The 16,233-nt window shown below is 66.8% G+C and carries 13 protein-coding genes; 5 read left to right on the top strand and 8 right to left on the bottom strand.

Annotated features, from left to right (window positions below; all coding sequences use genetic code 11):
- Window positions 1-277: 277 nt before the first annotated feature.
- From SOM18_RS02310 to SOM18_RS02295, 4 genes are all read left to right on the top strand, one after another.
- Entirely contained in the window at window positions 278-541 is a 264-nt protein-coding gene (locus SOM18_RS02310) for a hypothetical protein (RefSeq protein ID WP_320481238.1), read from the top strand.
- A 466-nt stretch (window positions 542-1,007) separates the two neighbouring features.
- Complete coding sequence (locus tag SOM18_RS02305; RefSeq protein ID WP_042466279.1) at window positions 1,008-1,301, top strand: hypothetical protein; 294 nt, start codon at window positions 1,008-1,010, stop codon at window positions 1,299-1,301.
- Window positions 1,302-1,349: 48 nt separating this feature from the next.
- Window positions 1,350-1,766: a secondary thiamine-phosphate synthase enzyme YjbQ gene (locus SOM18_RS02300; RefSeq protein ID WP_031439041.1), complete on the top strand. Its 417-nt coding sequence runs from the start codon at window positions 1,350-1,352 to the stop codon at window positions 1,764-1,766.
- A 153-nt stretch (window positions 1,767-1,919) separates the two neighbouring features.
- Window positions 1,920-2,540: a CC0125/CC1285 family lipoprotein gene (locus SOM18_RS02295; RefSeq protein WP_183937588.1), complete on the top strand. Its 621-nt coding sequence runs from the start codon at window positions 1,920-1,922 to the stop codon at window positions 2,538-2,540.
- Window positions 2,541-2,678: 138 nt separating this feature from the next.
- On the opposite strand, the gene secA is transcribed toward SOM18_RS02295, so the two are convergent.
- On the bottom strand, window positions 2,679-5,417 hold the full coding sequence (gene secA / locus SOM18_RS02290; RefSeq protein ID WP_031439042.1) for a preprotein translocase subunit SecA: 2,739 nt from the start codon (window positions 5,415-5,417) through the stop codon (window positions 2,679-2,681).
- A 95-nt stretch (window positions 5,418-5,512) separates the two neighbouring features.
- The gene (locus SOM18_RS02285; protein ID WP_152555339.1) at window positions 5,513-5,764 is read right to left on the bottom strand and encodes a hypothetical protein; all 252 of its coding nucleotides are present in this window, start codon (window positions 5,762-5,764) and stop codon (window positions 5,513-5,515) included.
- A 257-nt stretch (window positions 5,765-6,021) separates the two neighbouring features.
- Here SOM18_RS02285 and argJ point away from each other — a divergent pair, with 257 nt between their 5' ends.
- Entirely contained in the window at window positions 6,022-7,242 is a 1,221-nt protein-coding gene (gene argJ / locus SOM18_RS02280; RefSeq protein ID WP_031439044.1) for a bifunctional glutamate N-acetyltransferase/amino-acid acetyltransferase ArgJ, read from the top strand.
- Between the two features lie 58 nt (window positions 7,243-7,300).
- Here the strand turns inward: argJ and trxA are convergent, their stop codons facing one another.
- The 6 genes from trxA to tsaE form a co-directional block, all read right to left on the bottom strand.
- A complete protein-coding gene (gene trxA / locus SOM18_RS02275; protein WP_031393340.1) occupies window positions 7,301-7,624 on the bottom strand; it encodes a thioredoxin TrxA in 324 nt (107 codons plus the stop codon).
- A 65-nt stretch (window positions 7,625-7,689) separates the two neighbouring features.
- Window positions 7,690-11,118 (bottom strand): double-strand break repair helicase AddA, encoded by a 3,429-nt coding sequence (gene addA, locus SOM18_RS02270; protein ID WP_031439045.1) that lies wholly within the window; start codon window positions 11,116-11,118, stop codon window positions 7,690-7,692.
- Window positions 11,105-14,047 (bottom strand): double-strand break repair protein AddB, encoded by a 2,943-nt coding sequence (gene addB, locus SOM18_RS02265; RefSeq protein ID WP_031439046.1) that lies wholly within the window; start codon window positions 14,045-14,047, stop codon window positions 11,105-11,107. Before addB ends, addA begins: the two co-directional genes overlap by 14 nt.
- The gene (locus SOM18_RS02260) at window positions 14,040-14,795 is read right to left on the bottom strand and encodes a nucleotidyltransferase family protein (protein WP_031439047.1); all 756 of its coding nucleotides are present in this window, start codon (window positions 14,793-14,795) and stop codon (window positions 14,040-14,042) included. The genes addB and SOM18_RS02260 overlap by 8 nt, the downstream gene beginning before the upstream one ends.
- Complete coding sequence (locus tag SOM18_RS02255) at window positions 14,792-15,760, bottom strand: aminoglycoside phosphotransferase family protein (RefSeq protein ID WP_031439048.1); 969 nt, start codon at window positions 15,758-15,760, stop codon at window positions 14,792-14,794. Before SOM18_RS02255 ends, SOM18_RS02260 begins: the two co-directional genes overlap by 4 nt.
- Window positions 15,757-16,206 carry a tRNA (adenosine(37)-N6)-threonylcarbamoyltransferase complex ATPase subunit type 1 TsaE gene (gene tsaE, locus SOM18_RS02250; RefSeq protein WP_320481237.1) on the bottom strand — a complete coding sequence of 150 codons (450 nt, stop codon included), beginning with the start codon at window positions 16,204-16,206 and terminating at the stop codon, window positions 15,757-15,759. The genes SOM18_RS02255 and tsaE overlap by 4 nt, the downstream gene beginning before the upstream one ends.
- Between the last annotated feature and the right edge of the window lie 27 nt (window positions 16,207-16,233).

Below are 16,233 nucleotides of genomic sequence, written 5' to 3'. Positions count from 1 at the left end.
AGTGTAAGGACCGGGTCCGCCCCTGCCCTGGGTCCAGGCGCGCGATCGACGGCCCATTGGCAACATTACCCCATCGGCCTTGGGCTCTACCGCGGGTGCCGTTAGAGACGTGCTGTTCGACCACAGTCCGCAACGACAACGCCAAACTCGCCCGTATCGAACGGATCGTGCGATTCGTCGCGTGGGATGCTGCAATCGGCGCAGGCATGCGGCGATGGTCTGGACCATTGGTGCAACGTGCGGCATCGCTGTCGTGCCAGGGGGCTGGAGCGTAAACGTGTTCAAGACAATGTGGAAAATGCCGGCAAAACTGCTCCGACGTGCGGTTGCCGAAAGCTCTGTCGACGGCGAGAACGCGGCGCCGGTCGCGGATGAGCAGATCGCTTCGGGCTCGCTAGAAGACATGATAAAGGCGGCGGACGAACTTGCCGCCGAGGATGCCGACGCTTTGACCATAGAATGCGTCGGTCGTGACCGGCCCATCACCTGGGCCGAAATTCAAGGATTGCGCCATGCGACGACCTTCCCGGTCGGCGTGTAGCAGTCAGTTGCCCCCTTCTTAGCGCCGGAACTTGCCTAGCAGTCGTTCGAGCAGGCTTGGCTGCATCGCGATCAACTGCTGCTGGCGAAACCGGTCACGATCGGCCGCGGCACGCCGGTAAAGGGCGTCAAGCCTGTCCGCACCATATCGGTCCGACAGGCGTGGCGGAGACTGATCGACGCGGTGAAACGAGGGCTGGTCGCGCTCGGGTCGGTGGGACATAACAGGCATTGATCGGGTTCCGGTGACAGGATGGCAGTCAAAATACACACGCTTTTTACCACCTTTTCAACACGTCTGGTCGTGAGCGGTTCCCGAAAGCGTGCTGAATCGAGGCGTTTTGGCTAAAACCGGCGGAACTTTCCAGCCTTCCACAAGACCCGTTTCCCGGGTCGAGACTCCGGCATTCGAGACCATCGGCAACGTCTGCTGTACAAGCACGACGCTGGTCGGGTAGGCGCCGACCATGGGTGAAATCGACAGACTCGTTCCTTCCGGCGTCATCGAACAATGGGTATTCCATCTGCGGCGGCAGCGGGCCCGTGCGGCGGATACCATCTGGTTGATCGATCAGGGTTTCACGCTTCACGATGGCAAGTGCGGCACACCGACGCACGACGCGACGGCACGCTGGCGCGCCGAGCAGGAAACCGTCATCGCGGAGGTCAGCGATCTTCTCAAACTCTATGACGAGATCAATTTGGGTCGCGACGTCCCGGCGGATGCCGATAGCGACCAAGGCCGTGCCGACAGGCGTTGAGCACCGTCACGGACCTGACCGGCTAGGCAGTTACATAGGAGCGCAGCGATGCGGCAGTCCACGACCCAGATCACGATCGATACCCGCCGGCAGGGGCTGGTCGACATTACCGCCCCGATCCGGCGCTGGGTCGATGCGCAGGCGATGCAATCCGGGTTATTGACGGTGTTTTGTCGCCATACCTCCGCATCGCTGCTCATCCAGGAAAATGCCGCGCCCGAGGTCCGAACGGATATCGAGGCTTATTTCGAGCGCATCGCACCGGAATCAAGTTCGTATCTGCACGACGACGAAGGGCCCGACGACATGCCCGCGCATTTGCGCGCCGCTCTCACGCAGGTACAATTGTCGATCCCAGTGATCGACGCCACGCTCGCGCTCGGCACGTGGCAGGGAATCTACTTGTTCGAGCATCGCCGTCGTCCTCATGGTCGCTCGCTGGCGCTTCATCTGATCGGGGAATGACCCTGCGGCGCGGACGACGGCCTATGACCGCGCCACGCGGTTTATTCATCCAGCGTCATGGACCCGTGGACCAATCCCGTTCATCAACCGTTCCACCACTGAAGGCTAATGTAAGGCGTTTCGCCGCATTCGCCGCGAACGGAGACGACAATCATGTTCATCATGCCTGGTCGCAAGGTCCTGCTGGCAGCTCTCGCCACGAGCACGTTGCTGGTCGCGGGTTGTGCGACCGAAACCACCTACCGCCCGGCCACTGGCCAGGGGTTCAACCGTACCGGCTATAGCGATCGCCGGATCGAGGATAACCGCTTCCTCGTCAGCTTCGCGGGAAACAGCGTCACCTCGCGCGACACCGTCGAACGCTATCTCTTCTTCCGCGCGGCGGAACTCACGCTCCAGCAGGGATATGACTATTTCCTGATGGCGGACCGAGACACCAATCTTCAGTCGCGCACCTATTCGACTCCCGGAATTGGCGGTGGGTTTGGTTATGGCGGTTTTGGCGGCTATTGGGGCCCGTCGTGGCGCTATCGCGGCCGCGGCTTCGGCTGGCGGAGTTGGGATCCCTATATCGGTGGCGGCTTCGGTGGCTTTGGCGGCGGCGGTTTCGGCGGCCCATGGGGCAACGACTTCGACGTCCGCACGATCGACCGCTACGAAGCGACGGCCGAGATCGTGATGCGCAAGGGGCCGATCCCGCGCGACAACATCCGTGCGTTCAATGCCAAGCAGGTCGTCGACAATATCGGGCCGAGCGTCATCCTGCCAAAGTAAGCAGCGTCGCGGCCGCACCGCCGCAACCACGCACACAAGCAAAAGCCGGACCGTCCCCTGGGACGGCCCGGCTTTTTATTGGCTGCAATGCCGCCACCCGGGCGCGGCCGCTAAACGGCTGGCCCGTCAGCGCAGCGTTCAGACCGCGCCGTGGCACTGCTTGTATTTGCGCCCCGACCCGCACGGGCATGGCGCGTTGCGGCTAACCACGCCTTCCCAATTCGCCGGATCCTCGCCGATATCCGCGGCCTGGAGCTGCGGGATCTGCATCGGCGGGAGCTGCGACGTGATGTGGCCCGACATGCCACGTGCCTGGTCGAGGCTGTCATTCTCGCCGGTGAACGGGTCGAAATGCGTCGTGATGAAATCGGGTAGCTCGGGCAGGCCGACCGGCGCCTGGATCTGGAACTGCGCGTGGGCGATCGTCTTGGTCACGTCCTCGCGGATCGTCTCGAGCATCCGCTGGAACAGCGAGAACGCCTCCTGCTTATACTCGTTGATCGGCGTCTTCTGCGCATAGGCGCGCAGATGGACAACCTGGCGCAGCGCGTCGAGCGTCGCCAGATGCTCCTTCCAGTGATGGTCGAGATTCTGCAGCAGGATCGACTTTTCGACCGACGTCCACGTCTCGGTGTCGAGGTCTGCGGATTTCGTCGCGATCGCCTCGTCCGCCATTGCACGAATGCGTTCCTCGACGATCTCGGGATCGATCGCCTCTTCGAGCAGCCACGCCTCGATCTGCGGCTCGAGGTTGAGCACCTCGGCAAGCCGCGTCTTCATCCCCGCAATGTCCCACTGTTCGGGATAGGAATTGGGGGGGCATGCCTCACCGACGATGACGTTGACCGTCTCCGCACGCATGTCCGTCACTACGTCGCCGACGGTGTCGGCATCCATGATGTCCGCGCGCTGCTCGTAGATGACCTTGCGCTGCTCGTTCATCACGTCGTCATATTCGACGACCTGCTTGCGGATGTCGTAGTTGCGCGCCTCGACCTTCTTCTGCGCGGTCTCGATCGCCTTCGACAGCCACTTGCTCCCGATCGCCTCGCCGTCCTCGATATTGTTGCGCATCATCTTGGCGAACAGCGTGTCCGGCCCGAAGATCCGCAGCAGATCGTCGTCGAGGCTCAGGTAGAAGCGCGACAGGCCGGGATCGCCCTGACGACCCGAGCGCCCGCGCAGCTGGTTGTCGATGCGCCGGCTCTCGTGACGCTCGGTACCGAGCACGAACAGGCCGCCCGCGGCGAGCACTGCCTGCTTCTCGGCCTCGATCTCGGTCTCGATCCGCGCCGCCTCGGCGGCATATTCGGGCGTGCCCTCGACCAGATCGGGATGCTCGTCGAGCATGCGGAATTCGAGATTGCCACCGAGTTTGATGTCGGTACCGCGGCCCGCCATGTTGGTCGCGATTGTCACGGCCGACTTGCGTCCGGCCTGCGCGACGATGTGCGCCTCCATCTCGTGGAAGCGCGCGTTCAGCACCTTGTGCTCGACCGCCTCGCCGACGAGGAACTCGCTGAGCAGCTCGGATTTTTCGATCGATACCGTGCCGACGAGCACCGGCTGACCGAGGTCGGCGTGATGCTTGATCTTCTTGGCGATCGCCGCGAACTTGTCCTTGGTGTCCTTGTAGAACTCGTCTTCCTCGTCGACGCGCTTGACCGTGACGTTGGTCGGGATGCTGACGACGTTGATCTTGTAGATGTCGTAGAACTCGGCCGCCTCGGTCGCCGCCGTACCGGTCATGCCGCCGATCTTGGGGTACATGCGGAAATAGTTCTGGAACGTGATCGAGGCCATCGTCTGGTTCTCAGGCTCGATCTGGACGCCTTCCTTGGCCTCGACCGCCTGATGAAGGCCGTCCGACCAGCGCCGGCCGTCCATCATGCGACCGGTGAACTCGTCGATGATGATGACCTTGCCGTCCTTGACGATGTAATCGATGTCCGACTTGAACATCACGATCGCGCGCAGCGCCTGGTTGAGGTGGTGGACGACCTGCGTGTTCTCGAAGTCGTACAGGTTGGCGCCTTCAAGCAGCCCTGCCGCCTCGAGCATCCGCTCGACCTTCTCGGTGCCGTCCTCGGTGAGGATGATCGTCTTCTGCTTCTCGTCCTTGTCATAGTCACCGGGGACGAGCTGCTTCACGACCGCATCGACCTGGATATACAGCTCGGACTTGTCGTCGGTCGGCCCCGAGATGATCAGCGGCGTACGCGCTTCGTCGATCAGGACCGAATCGACCTCATCGACCACCGCGAAGTTGAAGCGGCGCTGCACCATCGAACTGCGCTCGTACTTCATGTTGTCGCGCAGATAGTCGAAGCCGAACTCGTTGTTCGTGCCGTAGGTGATGTCGGCGGCATAGGCTGCGCGACGCTCCTCGTCCGACAAGTTCGGCACGATCACGCCGATCGTCATGCCGAGGAAGGTATAGACCTGCCCCATCCACTCAGCATCGCGCGCGGCGAGATAGTCGTTGACCGTGACGACGTGGACGCCGTCGCCCGGCAGGGCGTTCAGATAGGTCGCAAGCGTCGCGACGAGCGTCTTGCCCTCGCCGGTACGCATCTCGGCGATCTCGCCGCGGTGAAGGACGATGCCGCCGACCATCTGCACGTCGTAATGCCGCTGGCCAAGTACGCGCTTGGCCGCCTCGCGCACCGTGGCAAATGCCTCTGGAAGCAAGTCGTCGAGTTTCTCGCCGTTAGCGAGTCGGGCACGGAACTGCGCGGTCTGCCCGGACAATTCCTCGTCCGACATCGCGACGAGCGCGGGCTCGAACGAGGCGATCTTCGCAAGGATCGGGTTGAGCGACTTGACGTAACGGTCGTTGGACGATCCGAACAGCGATTTGGCAAAGCCACCGAACATGGGCTGATTTCCTGATTATAGGGCGCGACGGCACGCGGGTGGGCGCGCGCAAAGAGGTGGAATGGCCCGTAGGCCGAGAGATCAGGCGCGCGACGCTATTCGCGCCGACGGTCCATCCAGATAGGAGCCGTGATGATCGCGACGACTGGCAGCCTCGCCGAGGTGGCAACGTCGTCGAGCGAGGGAAGCGCAGCGACCGGTCGTACCGCGACCTTTGCCACCGCCACCGCGGCGGTCTGCGCGCAAACGCTACCCTGCGCTACTGCCTGTGCGGACTGTCCACGCACACCCGGCACCGCGCCGGTCAGCGCGGACAGGAGGGCAGAAAGGAGGAGCAGCAGGTTCATGCGGGACCGGCTGTATGCGAGCTTGCGTGTAAAATCTACCATTCGTCGGACGGACGCACCCGGCGAACGCGCGGACGCTCGATCCGTAACGGGACGGCGTCGTGCGTAGGAATGACGACCCTGACGGAGCTCGCCGACCACCGAAGCACGCCGATGTCATTCTATAGCCCCCAACCGCACCGGACCCCGGTCGACGGGCGGCTGTCAGACGCAACCCGCGATCTTGCAGGCCGGACCGCAGCGTCTATGAAGGCCGGATGCAGATCTCGCCGCTCGCCTTGCCCTTCCCCGCCGCCCCGTTGATCGACGGGGTCGTGCCGCATGTCGCGCGTGCCGGCTACAAGGCCTGGGACCGGTGCGACCTGACGTTCGTGACGCTCGATCCAGGGACGGTCGTTGCGGGCGTCCTTACGCAGAGCAAATGTCCGTCCCCCGAGGTCGAGTGGTGCCGCGCGGCACTGACTCTCGGACAGGCGCGCGCGCTTGTCGTCAACGCGGGCAATTCGAACGCCTTCACTGGTGCGCGTGGCCGTGCCGCGGTCGAGGCGATCGCCGCACGAACGGCCGCGCATCTCGGTTGCCAGCCCTCGGACGTGTTCGTCGCCTCGACCGGCGTGATCGGCGTGCCGTTGCCAATCGACAAGGCCGAAGCCGGGCTCGACGCTGCGTTCGCAGCCACGCCGTGCGGCTGGGAGGATGCCGCCGCGACCATCATGACCACCGATACATTTACCAAGGGCGCGGTGACGACCGCGGTGATCGGCGATCGGACCGTCACTTTGGTCGGCATCATCAAGGGCTCGGGGATGATCGCACCGGACATGGCGACGATGCTCGGCTTCATCTTCACGGATACCGCGGTCGAGCCTGCGTTTCTCCAGGCCGCACTGTCCAAGGCCAATGCGCCGAGCTTCTCGTGCATCACCGTCGACAGCGACACCTCGACCAGCGACACGGTGCTCGCATTCGCGACGGGTAAGGCCGGCAACGCGCCGCTCAGCGACGACGATAGCATCGGCGCGGACGCGTTCCGTGCGGCACTGGCCGATCTGTGCCACCAGCTCGCCCTGCTGGTCGTCCGCGACGGCGAAGGCGCGCAGAAGCTGATCGAGATCCAGGTGACCGGCGCAGAGAGCGACCGCAGCGCACACCGCATCGCGATGAGCATCGCCAACTCGCCTCTGGTCAAGACGGCGGTCGCCGGCGAGGACGCCAATTGGGGTCGTGTCGTGATGGCCGTCGGGAAGGCGGGAGAGCCTGCCGACCGCGACACGTTGTCGATCCGGTTCGGCAACACGCAAGTGGCTGAGGGCGGGCTGGCGCTCAGCGGTTATGACGAGGCGCCCGTTGCGGACCATCTTAAGGGGCAGGACATCGAGATCGGCGTCGATCTCGCGCTGGGCGACGGTGCGGCCACGGTGTGGACCTGCGACCTGACGCACGGCTATATCTCGATCAACGCCGACTATCGAAGCTGAGTCTGCCTCTAACCGCCACCTCAAAAGATCTGAGGTGGCGGTAGCGGCGCGTACCGTCTTAGGCGAGCTCGCCTTCAAGCCACGCCTTGAGCTGGCCCTTGGGTGCCGCACCAACCTTGGTTGCTGCCGGGGCGCCGCCCTTGAACAGGATCATCGTCGGGATCCCGCGCACGCCATACTGGCCTGGCGCATCGGGGTTCTCGTCGATGTTGAGCTTGGCGATGGTCACCTTCTCGCCCAGTTCCTCGGACAGCTCTTCGAGGCTCGGCCCGATCATCTTGCACGGCCCGCACCATTCGGCCCAGAAATCGACGAGCACGGGGCCGTCGGCGTTCAGCACGTCGGCATTGAAGCTCGCATCGGTGATCTGCTTGGTCGCCACTGAAATATCTCCTTCGTTATACCGTAATCTAGGGTCCGGCTGCACGCGTCTCAACCGTCGACAGCCTAGCTTTGCTCCATCATCGCATAGCGCGGCTTGTGCCTGTCGAGCATATCGGCCGATATCTCGATCAATCGGGGTGCCGCAGTGTACAGCAACGCCGCTTCGATCGTCCGCCCCGGAAAGATCACCCGCAACGCCGCCGCATAGGCGGCCATCTGCTTGAGATGATAGTCCGGCACCTCGTCGAGCTCGCGCGGCGCACGCCGCCCGGTCTTGAAATCGATCACCCGGATGGTCTCCGCGCCGATCAGCAGCCGGTCGACCGTTCCCGATACCACGATGCCGTCCGCCAACGTCGCCGCGATCGGCGCTTCGGCAAGCGAGTCGATACCGAACAGGTCAGCGAAGCGCGGATCCTCGATCACGCCGATCGCGCTTGCTGCAATTTCCGCACGCGCGGCGGGATCGGAAACACCGCCGGCCTGGCCGAGCCAGCGATCCGCCGCCGCCGCACGCGAACCGCCGTCGACCGCGGGAAGGCGCTCGAGCAGCTTGTGGATCAACGCGCCGCGTTCGGCCGCAAGCCGCATCTCCGGGGTCGGCGGCGGGTCGGACACCGCATCCTCGCCGAGCGCGGACGGCGACAGCGGGCGCGACGGTCGTGACTCCTTCGGTGCCGCGTGCCGGGCCCAGTCCGGTATAGTCTGGGAAGGCACGGCCACGTCGTTCGCCGCGGGCTTGACCGGTACCGGAAATTCCGTCCCGTCGCCGACGAAGATTCGCTCGCCCTCCGCGTCCGCCACGCCCAACGCCGTCAGCGCGCGATCCGCGGCGCCATACCAGCTCGTCACCGGCGCAATGCCCTGCGCCCGCGTACCGAGCGCGCCCGCGATGACCAGACGCTCCTCGGCGCGGGTCGCCGCGACATAGAACAGCCGCCAATGCTCCTCCAGTTCGCGCCGCTCGGCTGCCGTCACCACCGCATCGAGGGGGCCACCCCGCTCGTTGCTGCGCGGACGGAACACCGGCAGCGGCGCGACCATGTCCTCGGGAGTCCATTTCAGGATCGACCGCGGTGCGGCGGCGGGATCGGCCGTCGCATCGGCAAGGATCACCAGCGGTGCCTGCAGACCCTTGGCGCCGTGCGCGGTCATCACGCGCACCGCATCGAGCGGCGCCGACGGATCGCGGACGATGTCGACATCGCCGCGATCGAACCAGTCGAGAAAGCGCTGCAGCGACGGTGTCGTATTGCTCTCGAACGTCAGTGCTGCGTTGAGCAGTTCCTCGATCGGATCGCGCGCTTCGGTCCCCAGCCGCAGGATCAGCTTGCGCCGTCCGTCGAGCGGCCCGGACAGGAGCTCCTCCAGAAACTGATATGGCGTTGCGATGTCCGCACGTGCGAGCATCGCGAGCAGCGGCGCGAGGCGCTCGGCGGACTGCGTCCGCTGAAGATGTCGCCACAACGGGCCGGCCTCACGTGGCGCCGCCGCCATCAGTTCGTCCTGCGTCCAGCCGATAAGCGGCGAGACCAGCAGGGAGGCAAGGCTCAGATCGTCCTCCGGCTGCAACACGAAGCGGATCGTCGCGAGCAGATCCTGGACCGCGAGCGGCGCGTTCAGGCGCAGCCGGTCGACGCCCGCGACGGGCACGCCCTCGGCATAAAGCCGCGCGACGATCAGCGACGCGAGATCGCCGCGCCGCTTCACGAGGATCATCACGTCCTCGGGACGCAGCCGTCGCCCCTTGCTCTCGAGCATCAGCCCGTCGGGCGCGAGCCAGCGTCGGACCGCCTTGGCGATATCGCCCGCGAGCTTGCGGACCGCATCATCGACCCAGCCCTCCTCGTCGTCCTCGCTCCCCCCTGCGATGACCGGTGGCCACAGCGTCACCTTGCCGGGGCCCTTGACCTCGCTCGCATGGACCTCGAGCTCGCCGATCGCGCCAAGGCCGGGGTCGCCCGCCGCGGCGACCGCGGCATCGACGAACGCGAGGATCGGCCGGGTCGACCGGAAGGAATGGGTCAGCGACAGCCGCTCGAGCGGCAGGCCCCGCTCCGCCTCCGGCCATTCGTCGTCACCCGCAACCTCAAGCGCACGCCGCCCGAAATGTAGCTCTGCGGCGGCGAAGTTGAACGGGTCAGTCCCCTGAAAGCCGAAGATCGCCTGCTTCCAGTCGCCGACCGTGAACAGCGTGCGCGTCGACGGCGCATAGATGCCGCGCCCGACGAAGAATTCGTCGGCGAGCGCGCGGACGATCCGCCACTGGTCGGCATTGGTGTCCTGCGCCTCGTCGATCAGGACATGCTCGGTCGCCTGATCGAGCTTGTAGCGGACCCATTCGCCGATGCCGGGCTGGTCGAGCAACGCCACGGTCGTCGCGATCAGATCGTCGAAATCGACCCCGCCGACGCGCCGTTTCGCGAGTGCATAAGCGCGCGCATAATCGCGCCCGACCTCCAGCCCGTCGGCGAGAAGATCGGCATAGGCGACGCGCTGGATCATCGATGCGATATCGGCGCAGGCCGCGCCGACATCCTGTGCCAGGATCTCATAGTCAGGTTCGAGATCGATCAGCTTCTTCTGTGCCTTGCGGGGCTCCCCCTTGGCCGTCAGCACGACGCCTGTGAGGTCGGGAAGCATCGCCGCACGGTCCGGCGACACGAGCCACGCCTCGACCACCGCCGCCTGCTTCAGCCCTGTCGCGGTTCCCCACGCGCGGTTGGCCGCGCCGATCCGCATGATCGCGTCGATATCCAGCGCCTCGCACCAGTCCGCGACCGCCTCGTCGATATCGCCCGCGGGCAGCTCGAGCGTCCGGCGCAACCAGGGGCGGATACCCGACGGCAACACCTCGAGCGCGGGCAGCGCCCGTGCGCAGGCCATCAGGAACCCCTCGGCACCGCCCTCCCCCATCCGCAGGGACAAGCGGCCGACGATCTCGACGGGACGCTCCCGCCCCTCACGCTCGGCGTCCGCGAGCATCCCCGCCAGCGCCTCACGCGCAAGCCCGGCTTCCTCGCGGGCCTCCAGGGGGCGAAAACCCGGGGTCAGCCCCGCTTCGACCGGAAACGCCGCCAGCAGGCCCTGGCAGAAACCGTGGATCGTCTGGATCCGCAACCCGCCCCCCGGCGCGTCGAGCACCTTGGCAAACAGCGTCCGCGCACGATCCTGCAACGCCTGGTCCGGGACCTCCCCCAGGGCGATCAGATCGGCACCCAGCGCGGGACCGGGCATCCGCACCCATGCGGCAAGACGCCCGTTGATCCGCTGTGCCATTTCGGCGGCGCCCGCCTTGGTGAAGGTCAGGCACAGGATCGCGCCCGGATCGACACCGCGCAGCAAGAGCCGAAAGACGCGCGCCGCGAGGACCTGGGTCTTGCCGGTTCCCGCCGATGCGGACAGCCAGACATGGGCGCGGGGGTCACTCGCCGCCGCCTGCGCGCCCTTGAGACGGGGCAATGTGCGAAGCTCGCCGCTATTCACGACCATACCATTCATCGCGGCGCATCAGCTGGTCATACTCGGCATAGGGGGCGTATTCCGGCACGAGCTTGGCGGTGAAGGCGGCGCTGCCGGTGAGCCAGTTCCCCGCGACCTCGGTAAAGTTGTGTGCCGCCGTCGCGGTGAAATCCGCGGTCGGGATCTTGTCGCGTTTGCCTTCGGGATCGACCGGACTCTCGACATAGCCAAACGCATCGCGCTTCTTGCCAAGCGACCAATATTCGAACGCACCCGCCTTGCCCGCGACATCGGCAAAGCCGCCGCGCTCGGCGATCAGGCCGAGCAGCCCCAGCTGCAGGCTATAGCCCGCGCGCACCGCGGTCGCCGAGGGTGGCTTGCCGGTCTTGTAGTCGATGATCGCCAGCTCGCCGCCCGGCAGCCGGTCGACACGGTCGTACCGTCCCCGCAGCGTGACCCCCGCAATCGCGATTTCGCCCTTGCCTTCAGCGCTGGCGACGACCCGGCCATCGACGGCCTGCGCCGCGATCGTGCCCGCGATCCAGTCGATCGCCTCGAGCAGCCGCGGCTGCCAGAGCGCACGCATCATCGGGTGCGTCCGCTCGTCGCGCAGCATCGCTTCGGCACGCGGCCGCAATGCATCGATCGCGCAGGCGTCGTGCTTCCACCATTGTTCGAGAATGTCGTGGACCGCGGTGCCGCGCCACGCCGCGCTCGGATCCGCATCGACCGGGTCGAGCGGCATCAGTCCGAGCACCCGGCGCGCATAGAAGGCATAGGGGTCGGCCTTCAACCGGTCGACCTCGGTCACCGAAATCAGCCTTGGCCGCAGCGCGGCGATCGGTGACGGTGCCGGACGGTCGGCGGGCCGGTGCGCCCGCGGATCGTCGAGATCGCGTGTCCACGCCTCGAGCGCCTCGGCGCGCTCGAACCTGTCCCCTGCAAGTGCCTGCAGACGCAGCCACAGTCGCGACGCCAATGCCGGCGATTTGGCGTCGCGGCGCGCACGTGTGACGATCGCCCGCGGCGCGCCGAGCGCCTGGGCGAAATCATGCGCCGACGTCCCTACCTGCCGCTCAAGGCCCGGCAGCCCGAGTTCAGCGCGGATCCGCGGCGCGAGCCACGGGTCCGGCGCAGGACGGCCTGGCCACATGCCTTCGTTCAGCCCGCCCAGGACCATCAGGTCGGCGGTCTGCAACCGCGCCTCGAGCAGTCCGTAAATCGCCAGACGCGGATGCGCGCCCTGCAATGGCCGCACCGCAACCTCGTCGAGCAAGGTCCGCAAAAGCTGCGCGAGTTCGCCCGGATCGACGAGCGGCGGACCAGCATCGGCCTCGATCTCGAGATCGGCAAGGCATTGCGCCGCGGCCCGCCCCGCGGGGCCGGCCCAGAGTTCATCGCCGCACAGCGCCGCGGCCGTCTCGCGAACGGTCGCCAGCAACGGGCCGAGCGGCTGGGCGCCGCGTTCGAATACCGTGGCGATCGGCGTGAGCAGCGCTTGCGCCTCCGGCCACCAGCGCTTCGCCGTTCCGGCGCGCAGATGCGCATCGACAGCATCGAGCCCCGCAGCGGGCCGCGGTCCGCGCAACGCGCGATCGAGCGCACGAACGCCGTCGAGCCACGCCAGCCGGGTATCGCCACTGCGAACCAGCGGGTGCTTCAGCAACGCCAGTAACGCGAGCGGTGCGAAACGCTGTGCCGCAGCCTCGACCAGCGCGAGGATGAGAGTCCCGGGCGGGAGGATCGACAAGGGCCGGCCCGCGCTGTCGTCGATCAGGATCTGCCAGCGCCCAAGATGCGCCGCGACACGCCGCGCCAGAGCGCGATCGGGCGTAACGAGCGCGGCTGTCCGTCCCGGCTCCTCCAGCACGCCGCGCAAGGCCAGCGCGATCGCCTGCGCCTCTTCGGCGGGCGTTGCCAGTTCGGCGACCGTCACCCCCTTCAGGCGGCGATCCTCTGCCCCCAGCCGGGTCCACTTTCCCGTGAAGTCGGCGGGGGCCAGTGCATTGGCGATAGCGCGGCTTCGGGTCGTGTCGGCGTCATGGCCACCGCCCTCGCGCCAGGTCGCAACCTCGGCGCGCCCGACGCCCATGCGTTCGAGCAGGAGCTTTAGATGAAATTGCGGATGCGTTTCGATCGACCGCCGCGTCAGCCCGGTATCCGGGTTTCGCGGGTGGGGTCCCAGCGCATCCCACTCCTCGTCGGGCAGGTGCAGATCGAGATCCGCGAACACCACCATGCCGCCTGGCAGGTCTGCGACGCAACGCAGGGCGCGCGCGACCGACGGTGCGGAGTCGGTGACGCCCGCAGCGCAGACCAGCCCGGCCGGCGGCGTCGCACGCCACCGCACCACCAATCTGTCGAGCAGCGCGGCGCGCCGAGTCGCCGCGTCGATCCGCCCCAGGCGGGCCAGCTCGCCCGGCCATCGCTGCAACACGACGTCGAACGTCGACAATGCGCGCTGCCAGTGTTCGGTCAGTTCGGGACCGAGTTCGATCTCGTGCAGGCGCGTCGGCGCGACCTCCTCGACGAGCAGCTGGTCGAGCGTCTTGGCGAGTTCGCCGGCAAGTCGGACCGCCTCGGCCGCATCGATCGGATGCCCCCCGCGCCGGCGTTCTTCCGACACCAGCCGCGCAAGGATCATCCGCCGCTGATAGGGCGGCACTGCTGGCAGCGGCGGATCGACATCGTCCGCAGGATCGAGCGCCGCGCCGACCGCTTCGCCCAGCCCAGTGTCGCCCAGCGCGATCATCCGCGGCAACACCAGCCCCCCGCCGCTCGCCCGCACGAACGCATCGGTCACCGCCCGGATCGCGCGGTTGTTCGGCAACAGGATCAGCGCGCGGGCGAGCGCCAGCGGATCCTGCCCTGCCCGCCGGAGCAAACCCGCGACCAGCGCGTCGGCAAAGGCGCGATGGGCGGGGATGGTGTAGAGGGTTGGCCCCGTCCGTTCAGCCACCGGCCAGGATCGCCTCGGTCTTCGGAATTGCGCCGGGCGTGCCAACGTCGAACCACAGGCCCTGATGGACCTGGCCAAATGCACGACCCGCGGCGATCGCACGGTCCCAGAACAGGTTCGTCGAAAACGGTCCCTCGGGCCAATCCGCGATGACGCGCGGGTGGAGAATCTGGATGCCCGTAAAGGCGAAGGGTGCGACCCGCCCCGGCTTGCGTCGTCCGGTGATCCGCCCGTCCGCTGCCAGATGGAAGTCGCCGGGACCGCCATGATTGTGCGCGCGGGCGAGCGGAACCATCAGCAGCAGCGCATCCATCGTCGCATCGTCCCAGCGCGACGCAAGCAGGCGGATCGCGTCGACCGGTCCGTCAATCCAGAGATTGTCGCTGTTGACCACCAGAACCGGCGCATCGCCGAGCAGGGTACGTGCCTGAACCAGCCCGCCGCCCGTCTCCATCAACCGGCGACGCTCGTCCGAAATCACGACCTCGATATCGGGGTAACGATCGGTGACATGCGCCTGCAACGTATCCGCCAGATAGTGAACATTGACCACCGCGCGGGCGATCCCGGCACGCTGCAGCCGATCGAAGACATGGTCGATCAGCGCCTTGCCGGCCACTTCGACCAGCGGCTTGGGGCGCGTCGCGGTCAACGGCCGCATCCGTTTGCCGAGCCCGGCCGCCATCACCATCGCCGTCTCGGGCACCGTCCCGCGCGGGATCGGACGGATCATCCGCTGGCCGCTCATGCCGCCAACGCCAGCGGGTCGCCGCGCAATGCTGCCGGCACATTGGCATCGAACCAGGCCGCGACCGGTGCCATCACCGGCTGGGCCAGGTCACGCTCGAGATACGTCCAGACCCGGGGACACAAGGTCGGGTAGCGCAGCTTGCCGTCGCGCTTCCACAGCCGCGTGAAGATGCCGAGGATCTTGGCGTTCCGCTGCGCGCCGAGCACGTGATAGGCGTCGAGAAACTCGTCACCGACGCCCGTCGCTTCGCGGTAGCGCGCGAGCATCGCTGCCTCGACCACCGGATCGACGTCGCGGCGGGCATCCTGCAACAGCGACACGAGGTCATAGGCCGGGTGCCCGGCGAGCGCATCCTGGAAGTCGAGCAGGCCGAGCGCTCCGTCCGGCGCGAGCAGCATCAGGTTCTCCGCATGATAATCGCGCAGGACGGTGACGGGGTCGGTCGCGATCCCGTGATCGAACACGGCGTCCCATGCCGCATCCCAGCCCGCCCGGTCCGGGACGATCCCGAGGGCCGGGCAATACCAGTCGACGAACAGCGCGGCCTCGCGCGCCAGGACGGCACGATCATAGGGTGCGAATGGTCCGGCCGGGTGCGAGTGAAGACGGCCGAGCAGGTCGATCGCGGGCGCGTAGAGCGCCATGCCCTTGTCGGACGATGCGTCGATCGCCTCGCGCAACCGATCATCGCCGAAATCCTCGATCAGCACGAGCCCCTGCGTCAGGTCGCTCGCGAGGATCGCAGGCGCCCGGAACGTCCGCTCGACCAGCCACTGTGCGACCGCGATGAACGGGCGCGGGTCTTCATGTGGCGGCGGCGCGTCCATCAGGATCGCGTGGCGTGTCCCGGCGACGACGCGGAAATAGCGACGGAACGAGGCATCCCCCGCAACCGGCAGGAGCGTCGCCCCCGCCCAGCCATGCGCGTCGAGAAATGCGGCGGCGCCCGCCGGGGGTGTCATATCGGCCATCGCCGCGTCCAACCCTCCGGCACTCCGGCTGTCAAGCCGCGCGTGCCGTCCGGTTCGATCGTGAGGTCGAGCCGAAGCGCGTCCGGCCAATAGTCCGGCCCCGCCCGCTCTGGCCATTCGACGATCAGAACGGAATCATAACGCGCGTCGTCAAGCGCGAGCTCGACGATCTCGTCCGGATCGTCGATCCGGTACAGATCGACGTGGAGCACCGGCAGACGCACCTCGGGTGGTGCATAGGGCTGGACGATCGCGAAACTCGGCGATGGCGCCTCGCCGACCAGACCGAGCGCGGCCAGCAGCCCGCGTGCCAGGCTCGTCTTCCCCGCGCCGAGCGTCCCCGTCAGCGCAATCACGTCACCCGCCTTGACGTGCGCTGCCAGTTTCGCGCCGAACGCCTCGGTCGCGGCGGGATCCTCTAACCGCAGCACGATCATGCGACCGAACCCGGGCAGCGTGCGTGT

The sequence above is a fragment of the Sphingomonas sp. CFBP9019 genome (genome assembly GCF_034045155.1).
GTDB lineage: Bacteria > Pseudomonadota > Alphaproteobacteria > Sphingomonadales > Sphingomonadaceae > Sphingomonas > Sphingomonas aerolata.
Note: the sequence above shows the minus strand (reverse complement) of the source record. Positions and strands in the feature narration are given on the sequence as shown.

Coding starts and splice junctions, on each gene's coding strand:
- SOM18_RS02305 (WP_042466279.1), top strand. CDS start 1,008: ATGGGTGAAATCGACAGACTCGTTCCTTCCGGCGTCATCGAACAATGG.
- SOM18_RS02300 (WP_031439041.1), top strand. CDS start 1,350: ATGCGGCAGTCCACGACCCAGATCACGATCGATACCCGCCGGCAGGGG.
- SOM18_RS02295 (WP_183937588.1), top strand. CDS start 1,920: ATGTTCATCATGCCTGGTCGCAAGGTCCTGCTGGCAGCTCTCGCCACG.
- secA (WP_031439042.1), bottom strand. CDS start 5,417: ATGTTCGGTGGCTTTGCCAAATCGCTGTTCGGATCGTCCAACGACCGT.
- SOM18_RS02285 (WP_152555339.1), bottom strand. CDS start 5,764: ATGAACCTGCTGCTCCTCCTTTCTGCCCTCCTGTCCGCGCTGACCGGC.
- argJ (WP_031439044.1), top strand. CDS start 6,022: ATGCAGATCTCGCCGCTCGCCTTGCCCTTCCCCGCCGCCCCGTTGATC.
- addA (WP_031439045.1), bottom strand. CDS start 11,118: ATGGTCGTGAATAGCGGCGAGCTTCGCACATTGCCCCGTCTCAAGGGC.
- SOM18_RS02260 (WP_031439047.1), bottom strand. CDS start 14,795: ATGAGCGGCCAGCGGATGATCCGTCCGATCCCGCGCGGGACGGTGCCC.
- SOM18_RS02255 (WP_031439048.1), bottom strand. CDS start 15,760: ATGACACCCCCGGCGGGCGCCGCCGCATTTCTCGACGCGCATGGCTGG.
- tsaE (WP_320481237.1), bottom strand. CDS start 16,206: ATGATCGTGCTGCGGTTAGAGGATCCCGCCGCGACCGAGGCGTTCGGC.